Genomic DNA, 12,741 nt, shown 5'->3' on the forward strand with positions numbered 1-12,741 from the left:
TCAATAACGGGCGCTGAAGCTGATCAGGCCGAAAACCACGATGAACCAGGCCAGGTAGAGGGCGGATACCGCCAGCAGCGCTTCGCCCACGCGTACCCACGCGCTTCGACGCGGTGCCACCCATACCCGCACGGCATGCACGACGATGGCGACCCCGCCAGCCAGACCGAGCAGCCCCAGGACATACAGCACGTAGAGCCACGGTGTGATCGTGCCCTGCACCAGCGGCACCGCCCCGGTCGCAGACAACACCACCAGCATCAGCAACCAGCCGAACACCGCGGCGAACAGCGCCAGCGAGCCCAGTCGCGACAGGAGGCGCGTGCGCCGCTGCGTTGCCGTCAATACCAGCGCATGGCGATAGTGCCGGCGCAAGCCACGGCCCAGGGGCCACAGCACCAGGGTGACCAGGACGACCAGGCATGCCAGCGACGCCAGCCAGCGCACCGATCCCAGCGCCTCCAGGCCCGTCACCCGCTGGAACAGGAACACCGGCGGCTCCGCATCGGTAGCCCAGTAGCGGATGGCACCCTGCGCATCGGCCACGAAGGTGACATGCCGGCTGCCGCCGACCTCGCGATAGGCGAGCGGACCCACCTCGCGCCAGCGGATCGGCGCACCGGCATCGTCGGTGAGCGCGGAGATGACGAGGTTATCGTCGGGCATCGCGGCCACCTGCACCTGCGTCAGCAGGTAGAGCGGACGCATGGCACTGTCGTTGCGGCGGCTGGACAGGTACCAGCCGGCAACCCGCGCTGCATCCACACCGGCCGTGGCGGCGGTCGGCGGCGCAGCCGTGCGATCCGGAAAGTAGCGATCGAGGAAGGCGCGGAACATCGCCGCGCGGATCACCCCGGCACCGCCCTCGTTACCGGCGCTGTTCATCGAGATGAAGAAGCCGACGTGCGCGTCCAGCATCAGGTGCAAATCGGTATGGAAGTAGTTGAGGTCGCCGGCATGGCCGACGATGCGCTGGCCGTGGCTGTCTTCCTGGTAGAAACCCAGGTCGAAACCGTTGAGGCCCGGCGCGGCCGTGCGCTGCGGCGTGTGCATCGCCGCCACGGTGGCTGGCTGCAGGATGCGCGCGCCGTCATAGCTGCCGCCTTCCAGCTGGGCGATCATGAAATGCGCCATGTCGGTCGCGGTGCTGCTCATGCCGCCGGCCGGCGCGGGATGGACCACTTCGAACGGCTGCGGCTCGCCATCCGAGGCAGTCCGGTAGCTGCTGGCCATCAGTGGCGCCAGTGGCGCCACGACCGGCTGGTCGTTGGTGGAATGACGCATGTTCAGCGGCACGAAGATGTGCTGCCTGACGTAATCCTCGAAGCGCTGGCCCGATACGCGTTCCACGATGTAGCCGGCCACGCCGCAACCGAAGTTGGAATAAGCCACCACCTCGCCAGCGGGAAAGATGCGCGCGGGCACGTGTGACTTCAGGTAATCGCCCAGCGTGACCTGCTTGTCACCGGCGCCGGTGATGAGGCCCTTGGCACTCTCTTCGAAACCGCCCGAGTGGGTCATCAGGTCGCGCAGCGTGACCGGCTTGCCGTCACGCGGTGGCAGCGCGAAGTCGAGATAACCGTTGACATCGCGATCCAGGTCCAGCTTGCCCTGCTCCACCAGTTGCATCACGGCCGTCCAGGCGAACAGCTTGGAGGTGGAGCCGGGCCGGAACAGTGTGTCATCCGGCGAGGGCACCGCGCGCGTCTTCAGGTCGCCATAGCCGTAGCCCTTGGCGAAGATGATCCTGCCATCCTTCACCACGGAGATCACCGCGCCGGCCACGTCGCCGCGCTGGAGCGCGAACGGCAACAGCCCGTCGTAGAACACCGCTAGGTCCTGCCCGGTCAATGCCGGTGGCATCGCGACCTCGTCGTGCGCCCCCGAGGTAGGTGCCGTCGGTGATGGCACGGGCGATGGCATCGGCGCAGGCACCTGTGCCGATACGATCCCGACCGCGGCCGTGGCGACGAACGCGGCGATGAGCTTGGTGAGGCGATGCATGGGCGTTCCCGGCTGACGATGGACGAGCGAATCAGAAGTCGTAGATGACGTTCACGCCGACCGTGCGCGGCGGCACGTACGACGCCGCGAAGGGGCTGCCCTGCGGATCGATGGTCTCGGAGGTGAGCGATGTGATGCCGCGCTGGTTGGTGAGGTTCTTGGCGTACGCCTGCAGGGTCCAGTCGCCGTAGTACGCCCCCGCGTGCAGGTCGATGCCGTGGTAGCTGGGTGCGGTCAGGCGCGGCCCAGGCACAGGGAGGAAGTCGGTGCGCCGCGAGCCCACGTAGTTATAGGTGCCGCCGAGCGTGCCCGACCATCCGCCACCGAGCGGAAAGTCATAGTCCACACCCACCGTGGCGTTCCACTTCGGCACCCACGGCAGGCGGTCGCCGTCATAGCCATAAAGGCCCGGCGGCGTATCGGCGGTCAGGGTGGCATCGGTATAGCTCGCATTGGCCGACACCACGAGGCCCCGTGCCGGCGTGAATTTCCAGCTGGCTTCGACGCCCTGGCTTCTCGCCTTGCCACCGTTACCCAGGAAGCTGAAACCACCGGAGGTCGAGGTCAGCTGGATGTGGCTCCAGTCGATGTAGAACACGTCCGCGTCGAATGACATGCGCCGGTCGAGCACGGTGGCCTTGAAGCCCAGCTCGTAACTGGTCAGCTTGTCCGGCCCGAAACTCACCGGCGCGCCCAGGCCCGGCGGCACGCCGACGTTCGCGCCGCCGGGGCGGAAGCCGGAAGCGACACGGAGGTAGGCCATGGCGTCGTCGCTGAACTTGAAGCTGGGGTTGAACAGGAAGGTGGCCGGGCTATCCGTGCTGCGCGTACGGAACCCGACGTCGCCCACCAGCAGGCCGGAGCCGGTCTGCGCGAACGTCGTGCGGTCCTTGCTGTAGCGCCCGCCTACAAGGATGCTCAGTTGCGAGGTGACATGCCAGGTCACGTCCGCGTAGGCCGCCCACTCCTTGAAGATGCCCGGCCCCACGTCGATGCTGCCCAATGGCGGCAGATCCAGGGGAGCGCCCGTGGCGGCGTCGAACCCAAGCACGCGTTGGGCGTTGGTCGTGTGCTCGCGCGTGTAGAACGCGCCGATCCGCCATTCCAGCGTCTGGTCTTCCGGCGACTGCAACCGCAGGTCCTGCGTGAACTTGCCGAGGGTGATCGGGTTGGCGATGGCGTAACCGCCGTTATTCACGCCGAACAGCGGATTGAGCAGCGGGCCGTAAGCCGCGGTGACATCCTGGTTCGTGTTGACCTTCTGCGTGCTGTAGCTGCTGGAAGACACCAGCTTGGCCCAGCCGAAGTCGGCGTTCACCGTGGCGTCGTACAACCGATAGCGGATCTTGAACAACCCCGTGCCGGCCGCCCTGCTCTGCTTCTGGTAGCCGTAGAGCGGACGCAACGTCGCGGGATCCACGTCCACGCCGGTGTTGGCTAGGCCATCGCTGGCGAGGTTCTGCGCCAGTGCGGAAAGGCTGACCGATACCTTGTCCACGGGCGTCCAGAGCACCTCCGCCCGTCCCCCGCGCACGGTATCTTCGTTCACGCGCGACGCGCCGGTGGCAACGTTATCGATGTATCCCGGGTCCTTGCGCGAATAGGCGTTGACCCGAAGCGCCAGCGTATTCGCGATCAGCGGCACGTTGAACATGGCGCGCTGGCTGAAGCCGCTGCCGCCGCCCGATACGCTGCTGTAGCCGGCAGACACGTAACCGAACGCATGGCTGGCGTCGGGCTTGGCCGTGACGAACTTCACCAGTCCACCGAGCGAGTTGGCACCGTACAACGTGCCTTGCGGGCCGCGCAGCACCTCGATGCGTTCGAGGTCGGCCGGATCGAGATCGGGGGTGAGCAGGCCGCCGCCGGCGTAGACCGTGCTGGAGCCGTAGGGTGCGTCGTTGATATAGGTACTCACCGCCGCGTTGGCCTGCCCGCTGCCGGACGTGATGCCGCGAAGCACGAGCTGGGTCTGCCCCTGCGAGGTCGAGATGATGTTGAGGCCGGGCACCTGGGTGGCGTAGTCGGCGAAGCTGACCGCACCGGATCGCTTGAGGTCTTCGCCGGTCACCGCCGATACCGCCATCGGTACGTCCTGCAGCTTCTCGGCACGTTTGTTGGCGGTCACCACGACGGCGGTCAGGTCCTGGGCCTGTCGCGAGTCGCCCTTCGTTTTCGGGTCCTGCGGGGCGTCCTGGGCCGGCGTGGTCCTGACCAGACCGATCAAGGCAACGGCGATGGCTGCGCAGGCAGCGCGACGGTTGGGCAGCGAACGGCGACACGCCATGACATTTCCCCGGAACACGTGGATGGATATCCCCGGGAGCCATTGTTATCTCGTTATCAGAACCGTGTCAATGATACATATCTATCTTAAAGTGAATCCCCATCCAACAACCATGGCGACGGCAAGCGACGCTACATGTCGCGCAGGACGGCGGCACGGCGACAGTCCTTCTCCCGCCCGAACAGATGGAGAACGCGTCGCAGTTCCGCCGGCGAAGGCAGGCGAAGACGCGCGGCGTACCCATCCAGGGGGCGCGACTCATCGATTCGCACGGATTGCCACGCGTCCTCCACACACACCTCCAGGCCGCCCATGATCTCCACCGGCATCGCCGTGAACGCGTAACGCGCGAAGCGCGAGCGAAACAACCCGCCGTCCGACGGCAGGTAGTCGTGCAGTCGGCGGGACTGCCACACCTGCTCCAGACGCCTGGCATCGTCGGTCGTGGTGAGGATATCCAGGTCGGCGACGTCGATGTCCGCACCGACGAGGCATACGGCGGCGCTGCCGATCACGAAGGCATCGCTTGTCAGTTGCCGGCGGAGGTCGTGTTCGATGTCGGCGAGCGCGGCGCCGATACGCATGTCGTTGTTCGTCATCGTGTCAGCTTAATGAAATGAGCATCACGTCGCACTTTGCATGCGTGATTTTTTGCGGCGCAGCGTGACACGCCGCCGCTTTGACGGCCTAATTCCTGCCAGGGGATTTAGATCGATCCAAGTAAGAGAAGTCGGGCCATGTCGCGAAGACGGGCCCGGGGATTTCGTGCAGGAAAAATTCCATCGGGAACACGCGTCGCAGGTGCCGCCTGTCGCTCGCGATGTGCCCGGGCCGTCGGGGTCGGGGTCCGAAAGGACAAAGGGGGAACGCGTGCAGACATAGGTCATGTACAGGGCATTGACGATCGGGGGATCTCCACGCCGCCGTCGCGGCGCATACGACTCGAGGGAAGTACATTCACATGACCTATCTGCCACGCTTGCTCACGCGCAAGCCGCTTTGCGCCGCCTTAGCCACCGCCACACTGTCCGTCGCCGGCTGTCTTGTCCTTCCTGCGCCGGCTTTCGCGCAGGCATCCACGCCATCTGCCGCACCCAGCACCGCACCGGCGCAGGCAAAGCCCCATGACGACACCCGCAAGACGGATAAACCCAAAGCCGGCGAGCCCGGCAGTCCCACCACCATGGATGCCGTGGTTGTCACCAGCTATCGCCAGTCCATCGACCAGAACGTGCAGGACAAGCGCGAGGCCAACTCGATCGTCGAGGTGATCAACGCGCAGAACATCGCCCAGTTTCCCGCCAAGAACATCGCCGATGCGCTGGCACACGTGCCCGGCGTGGTCATCAGCCGCGAATCCGGCGAAGGCAAGACGGTGAGCATCCGCGGCCTCGCACCCGAGCTCACCCTCACCCAGTTGAACGGCAACTATGTCGCCTCGGCCGACACCTCGGCCGGCCTCACACGCTCATTCAACTACACCTTGTTCCCCGCCAACATGTTCTCGGACATCAAGCTGTACAAGAGCCTGGAAGCCCGCCTGGACGAGGGCGGCATCGGCGGCAACGTGGACCTGCGTACGCGCCGCCCCCTGGAAATGGCCGCGAACGAAGGCTTCGTGACCGGCACCGCCGCGGGCTCGGACACCAGCAGCAAGCTGGAGCCGCAAGGCTCCGCGCTGTGGTCGTGGAAGAACAAGGACGAGACCTTCGGCGTGCTGGTAGCGGGTTCTTACCAGAAGCGCCATGCCACCACCCACTCCGCCGACGCGGGAAGCTGGCACTGGTGGTCGGACAACTGTACCGACCGCGATGCGTGCACGCAGCCGCCGCGTAACGTCCATGGCGGCACCTATGCCGCAGACGTCAACTCGAACATCGACCTGTGGCCCGGTGGCGGCGTGGTCGACCAGGCCGGCAACGTGTCCAACGGTTTCTGGATGCCGCAACAATTCTCCACCACCCGCAACGAGCTGGACCTGAAGACCAAGGGCGCGCAGGCGACCATGCAGTTCAAGCCCAGCGACCATTTCCTGCTGACCGGCAACTATTTCCGCTTCGAGCGCCAGCAGACCCAGATCACCAATACGCTGGAAGTACCCGAGTGGGGCCTGCCCGGCAGCAGCAACTACGCCGACCAGCAAGGGCGCCTGCTCGCGCCCAACGGGCTGACCTTCGACCCTTCGCACACGATCGTCACCGGCGCCAACTACCGGCTACCCGCCGCGGGCGTGGGCTGCAACGCCACCGTTAACCCGTCCACCGGCGCGGTCCGCCAGGCCGTGGACGTCTGCAACACCGAGATTCCGTGGTTGAACGGCAACTACTCCGTCGAGAAGGCCACCTCGCAGACCCTGAACCTGGAAGGCGAGTGGGACAACGGCGGCAGCCTCAGCGGCTCGTTCAACGTCGGCCGCACCTGGGCCAAGGGCGGCCCCTCGGTGGAACTGGGCATGGCCGCCAAGCCGCGCAACTTCGTCGACGGCCAGTGGGTCAACGGCAGCAACGGCGCCGCGTGGACGCTCAACGGCAAGCCGACGCTCAGCGCCGACGGGCAGACGCTGCAGAACATGCAGAACGGTGCCGGCCAGGTAGACCTGGGCTCCACCGGCTCCAACATGGTCAACACCAGCAACTCGCAGAACTTCGCGCAGGCCGACTTCACCTGGGCCTTCGACTCGCACTGGATGCAGTCGCTGCAGTTCGGCGTGAAGACCTCCGATGCCCATGCCGAACAGCAGAGCAACGAAGTGCGCTGGTACTGCAAGGGCACCACGTCGCAGTTCCAGACCTGCGACCCGAACGCCGGGCAGCTGCCACCGGGCTTCCTGCTGGCCAACTCGCTGGATGGCAGCAGCGAGGCCTACAACGACAGCACCTTCCCGGCGATCAACTTTCCCGCCTACTACAACCATCTCAATTCGACGTACGACCGCGTGCTCTACAACAAGCCGCAGAACAAGTCGTCGATCGGGGAGAAGATCGCCGCGGCCTACGTGCAGGCCAACTTCGATACGGGCACCGTGCGTGGCAACGTGGGCGTGCGCTTCGTCACCACGAAGCAGGACCTTACCGTGGCCAACCAGGTCACCACCAACAACGCGGTGTATTACCACAATGCGGCGGGCAACATCCTGATCTGCCCCGCTTCGGGCGTGAATGCGGGCGGCGGCGCCTGCGCACCGGGTGATTTCCAGTACCTGCCGCGGGAGGTGGCGGTCATCGAGGACTTCACCAACTCCAGCACCACCAAGCGTTACAACAAGTTCCTGCCCAGCTTCAACGTCGCCTGGACGATCGCCGACGATTTTATCGTCCGTGCCGCCGGCTCGCAGGCCCTGGCCCGGGCCAACTACACCGACCTGGCGCAGCTGGGCAGCCTGACCAACAACACACAGGCGTACTACAACGACCGCAAGCAATTCGGCGCCCCACTGCCGGGCTGGTACGGCAGCGGCGCCAACGCGGACCTGAAGCCGTTCACGGCCACGCAGTTCGACCTGGCCGGCGAGTGGTACTACGCCGAGCACTCGGTGGTCGGCATCGACCTGTTCAAGAAGGAAGTGAAGAACTTCGTCGTACCGGTGACGGTGAACAACGTCGACGTGAACGTCGGCGGCACCCAGACCAACTTCATGCAGTACAGCACCAATGCCAACGGTCGCTCGGGCACGTCCAAGGGTATCGAGCTCTACACGCAGCACACGTGGGACTCGGGCTTCGGCTACATCGGCAACTACACGCTCAACAAGACCAACGAAACGCCGGTCTCGCTGGGCGACACGCAAGTGGGCAAGTCCGAGCTGATCGGCAGCGCGAAGTACGCGGCCAACGTGTCGGTGTTCTACGAGAAGAACGGCCTGCTGCTGCGCGCCAGCGACAACTGGACCGGCCGCACGATGCAGGGCCTGGCCTCGGGCCTGCCCATCTACGCGCAGCCCTACCACCAGATCGACGTGAACGGCGACTACGAGTTCAACAAGCACTTCATGGTCACCGCCTCGGTCATCAACCTGACCAAGTCCACGCCGCATACCTACCTGGGTGGCGATACCCGTGCCCGGCTGGTCCAGCTGCTGTATCCCGGGCGCCAGTACTACGTGGGTGTGACCTACAAGTTCGGTGCGGATAGCTGAGCACGATCGTACGAGCGGGGCCGGTGCGTCATGCCCGGCCCCGCAACCGTTTCGCCTGCCTGGACCCGACCATGATGCGCTCCCCTGCATGCCCCCGCGGGCCGTTTCCGTACGGCCGCACCCTTCTGCTCCTGCTGCTGGCGGGCCTTGCGCCCGCTGGCGTCGCCGCGGACCGGACCGCCGCCGAACCTCACGTGACAGCTCGGGCCGCCACGGCATCGGCCCCCTCGCCCGTGGACCTGGCCAACCCGCTCGTCGGCACCGCGCCGCTCGATCGGCAGGACCTGATCGGCAATGCGCCACCGCCGGGCGAGCCGCTGTACACCGGCATGACCACGCCTGGTGCCAGCCTGCCGGAAAGCGCCACGGAGGCCGCGCCGGTCAACATCAACACCGACCTGGGTTTCGCCACCGGCGTACCCCTGGCCTACGATTACCGTCGTCCCGCCATGATCGGATTCACCGGCGGCGGCTCCACGTACGGCGCTCGCGGCGCTCCCATGGTGATGCCCGTGGTCGGCGACTGGACGGTGCCACCCGACTACACCACCGCCGCGTACGACAAGGCGACCGAGAAGGCGTCACCCGGTTACTACGCCGTAGACCTGGCCACGTTCCACACGAAGGTCGAGCTGACGGCCACGCAGTGGACCAGCCTCATGCGTTTCACCTTCCCCGAGAGCCACCGCGCCAACGTCGTGCTCAACCTGCGCAGGGACGGCGGTGACGTGGAGGTGGTCGGCGATCGAACGATCCGCGGCGTGGCCAAGGCCGGACGGCACGATCACGACGCAGACGGTCCGTTCTTCGTCGCCGAGTTTTCCCGCCCGTTCACTGTCTTCGGCAGCTTCCACGCCGAGGTGAACCACCAGGGCGAGGGGCTGGGACGCGAGGATGTGCAGGCCGGTCGCCGCACGGTTTCCGGCGACTATGCCGGCGCCTATGTCACCTTCGACACGAAAGCCGGTGACCAGGTAGTGCTGCGCATCGCCCATGGCCACAGTGCGGCCGAAGCCGAACAGCGTCTGCACGCGCAGGACAGCGACCCGGAGTTCGACCGCGTGCACGCGAAGGCGCGCGATATCTGGGCACGCCTGTTCGATCGCGTGCAGGTGGAAGGCGGCACGCCGAAGCAGCGCATGCTGTTCTATTCGACGCTTTATCATTCCTTCGCCAGCCCGCGGATGATCGCGCGCAAGGGCGAGCACTACACCGATAGCACCGGGCACGACCGGCTCGCGGCGTACGACCAGTACGGCCCCGTGCCGTTCTGGGATACCGGACGCAACCAGATCGCCCTGCTGATGCTGCTCCAGCCGGACGTGGTGAAGGACATCATGCGCTCCGAACTGGATCGCGCACGCGAGCGCGGCTACATGAACACCTCGTTCCACGGCGATCATGCGGTGTTCCTCTATGACGGCGCCTGGCAGCGCGGCATCGATTTCGACTACGCCGCCGCGTACGAGTACCTGCGCAAGAACGCCACGGACCCGAAGGGGCCGCGCGGTTACCTTGCCGAATACGATACGCAGGGCTGGATCGCCGACACCGTGCCGGAAGGCAGTCCCAGCCCGCCGTACGCCGGCGGCAAGGCGGGCGTGGCTACCACGCTGGAATACGCCTGGGACGACCACGCGCTGGCCGACCTGGCGCGCCGCCTGGGAAAGACCGACGATGCGGCGATGTTCGAGCGTCGCGCGGGCAACTACCGCCACGTGTTCGATCGCTCGACCGGCTTCTTCCGTGGCCGCACGGCCGACGGCGCCTGGATAACGCCGTTCGATCCCGGCGAGCCCTATTACAACTTCATGATGAAGGAAGCCTCCGGCTGGTCCACGCTGTGGCTGGTGCCACACGACGTGCAGGGACTGGTGCAGCTGCTGGGCGGCCGTGACGGATTCAACGCGAAGCTCGACGCGTTCTTCGCCACGCCTTATACGGCCAAGGGCATCTGCCGCGACTGCACCGGCCTGATCGGCCAGTACGTGCAGGGCAACCAGCCGGACCAGCAGGCGGCGTATCTCTACGCCTGGAGTGGCCAGCCGTGGAAGACCCAGGCACTGGCACGTCGCATCCTCAGCCAGATGTACGGCAGCGACGCCACCGGCTACGGATATCCCGGCATGGACGACCAGGGCTCCACGTCGTCGTGGTACGTGCTCAGCGCGATGGGCTTCTATCCCGTGGATCCGTCGCGGCCGGAGTACATCATCGGTAGCCCGATCTTCGACCGCGTGCGTCTGCGCCTGGGCAACGGCAAGGTGTTCGAGATCGTCGCGCGCGACAACACGGACGCCAACCCGTATATCCAGTCCGCCACGCTCAACGGCAAGCCCTGGAACAAACCCTGGTTCAGCCATGCGGACATCGCCAATGGCGCCACGCTGGTGCTGACGATGGGCCCGAAACCGAACACCGCCTGGGGCAGCGATCCCGGGGATGCGCCACCGTCCATGAGTGCCAAGGCCGCCACATGGAGCGGCAAGGTGCCTCCGCTGGCCACACCGTGGACTGCGGAGGTATCGCCCGACAACGCGCTGCCCGAGTACCCGCGCCCGCAACTGGCACGCCCATCGCTGGAGCATCCGCAGTGGTCCAACCTCAACGGCCTCTGGGAGTACGCGGCAAGCGATGTGGACACACCGCCCGTGTTCGGCCAGGCACTGAAGGACCGCATCCTGGTGCCCTACCCCGCCGAGTCCGTATTGTCCGGTGTGCAAAAACATGCGGACTTCATGCAGTACCGTCGCCTCGTGGACGTGCCGGCCACGTTCACGGCGAACGGCCAGCGGGTCCTGCTCCATTTCGGTGCGGTGGCCCAGGACGCCACCGTGTACGTCAACGGCACGCAGGTGGCACGCCATACGGGCGGCTATACGTCATTCAGCGCCGATATCACGGCCGCGCTGAAAGCCAGGGGCCCACAGGAAATCCTTGTCACCGTGCATGCCCCCGTGGATGGCGCCAACGTCATGGTCGGCAAGCAGCGGCTGAAGCCCGAGGGTATTTTCTACACCGCCGCCTCCGGCATCTGGCAGACGGTGTGGCTGGAACCGGCGCCGGCCGTCCACCTGGCACAGCTGGACATCCTGCCGGCCACCGGCCTGGACGCCTTCACCGTGAGCGCGACGCTCGCGGGTGACGCGGCAGGCGCCACGTTGCATGTCACCGCCTATGCGGACGGCGCGCCGGTGGGCGAGGCCAGCGGACCCGCCGGCACACCGCTGCGCCTTGGCATCGCGCACCCCCGGCCGTGGAGCCCTCAGGACCCGTTCCTCTACACGTTCAAGGCCACACTGGTCGCGGGCAGCACGCGCGACGAGGCAACCAGCTATGCCGGCCTGCGCAGCATCGGCATCGCGAAGGTGCACGGCCGCAATCGCGTGGTGCTCAACGGCAAGCCCACCTTCCTGCTGGCAACGCTGGACCAGGGCTACTGGCCCGACGGGATCCACACCGCGCCGACCGACGAGGCGCTGCGGTTCGACATCCAGAAGACCCGCGATCTCGGCTTCAACACCATCCGCAAGCACATCAAGGTGGAACCGGCACGCTGGTACTACTGGGCCGACCGCATCGGACTGATGGTGTGGCAGGACATGCCGGCGCTGCCGAACGGCCACAACGACGCCTTGGGCGAGGCCGACAAGGCCGGCTTCCGCCGCGATGTGGACGCCATCGTGGACCAGCTCAAGGGCGACACCTCGATCATCGGCTGGATCCCCTTCAACGAGGGCTGGGGCCAGTGGAGCGTTCCCTCCGCCGCCGAACTGGCCGCGCAGATCAAGCGGCGCGATCCATCCAGGCTGGTCGACGCACGCAGCGGCGCGAACTGCTGCGATACCAAGGGCGATCCGATGGCGGGTGACATGATCGACATCCACGATTACCAGGGACCCGGCCTGCCCGCGCCGGATGCCACCCGCGCCTCGATGGACGGCGAGCATGGTGGCCTGACCCTCGGCGTCCCCGGCCATGTATGGCCGAACACGCCGATCAACCCGTACGGCGAGGTGAAGGATGCCGCCGCGTTGAACGACGGCTACGTGGCCAACACCGCGGTGTTGCGTGACAAGGGCCCGGGCATCGGTGTGTCGGGGGCGGTGTATACCCAGATCACCGACGTGGAAGGCGAGCACAACGGCCTGTTTACCTACGACCGCAAGGTCGAGAAGGTGGACGAGGCCCGTGTGCGCGCCATCAACGAGGCCACGATACGCGCGGGCAGCTCGCCCTGACGATGGGGCCGGCGACACCCGTCTCCATCAAATCTTGAAGATCCATGAAGGTCATCTTGACGATCGGCGCCTAG

5 protein-coding genes are annotated in these 12,741 nt (G+C 66.2%); 2 read left to right on the forward strand and 3 right to left on the reverse strand.

Translation table 11 applies throughout. The features are described 5' to 3' along the window. The 3 genes from ACVKN3_RS03680 to ACVKN3_RS03690 all read right to left on the reverse strand — a co-directional run bounded on the left by ACVKN3_RS03680 (position 1) and on the right by ACVKN3_RS03690 (position 4,890). The gene (locus ACVKN3_RS03680) at positions 1-2,004 is read right to left on the reverse strand and encodes a serine hydrolase domain-containing protein (RefSeq protein WP_354515817.1); all 2,004 of its coding nucleotides are present in this window, start codon (positions 2,002-2,004) and stop codon (positions 1-3) included. Between the two features lie 31 nt (positions 2,005-2,035). Further along, on the reverse strand, positions 2,036-4,291 hold the full coding sequence (locus ACVKN3_RS03685; protein ID WP_285406519.1) for a TonB-dependent receptor: 2,256 nt from the start codon (positions 4,289-4,291) through the stop codon (positions 2,036-2,038). Between the two features lie 131 nt (positions 4,292-4,422). Continuing rightward, positions 4,423-4,890, reverse strand: a complete 468-nt coding sequence (locus ACVKN3_RS03690; protein WP_285406521.1) for a hypothetical protein — start codon at positions 4,888-4,890, stop codon at positions 4,423-4,425. Between the two features lie 362 nt (positions 4,891-5,252). Here ACVKN3_RS03690 and ACVKN3_RS03695 point away from each other — a divergent pair, with 362 nt between their 5' ends. Then, entirely contained in the window at positions 5,253-8,426 is a 3,174-nt protein-coding gene (locus ACVKN3_RS03695) for a TonB-dependent receptor (protein WP_285406522.1), read from the forward strand. Between the two features lie 194 nt (positions 8,427-8,620). Continuing rightward, a complete protein-coding gene (locus tag ACVKN3_RS03700; protein ID WP_354515814.1) occupies positions 8,621-12,667 on the forward strand; it encodes a GH92 family glycosyl hydrolase in 4,047 nt (1,348 codons plus the stop codon). The last annotated feature ends 74 nt before the right edge of the window (positions 12,668-12,741 follow it).

Source organism: Luteibacter sp. PvP120 (assembly GCF_054055715.1).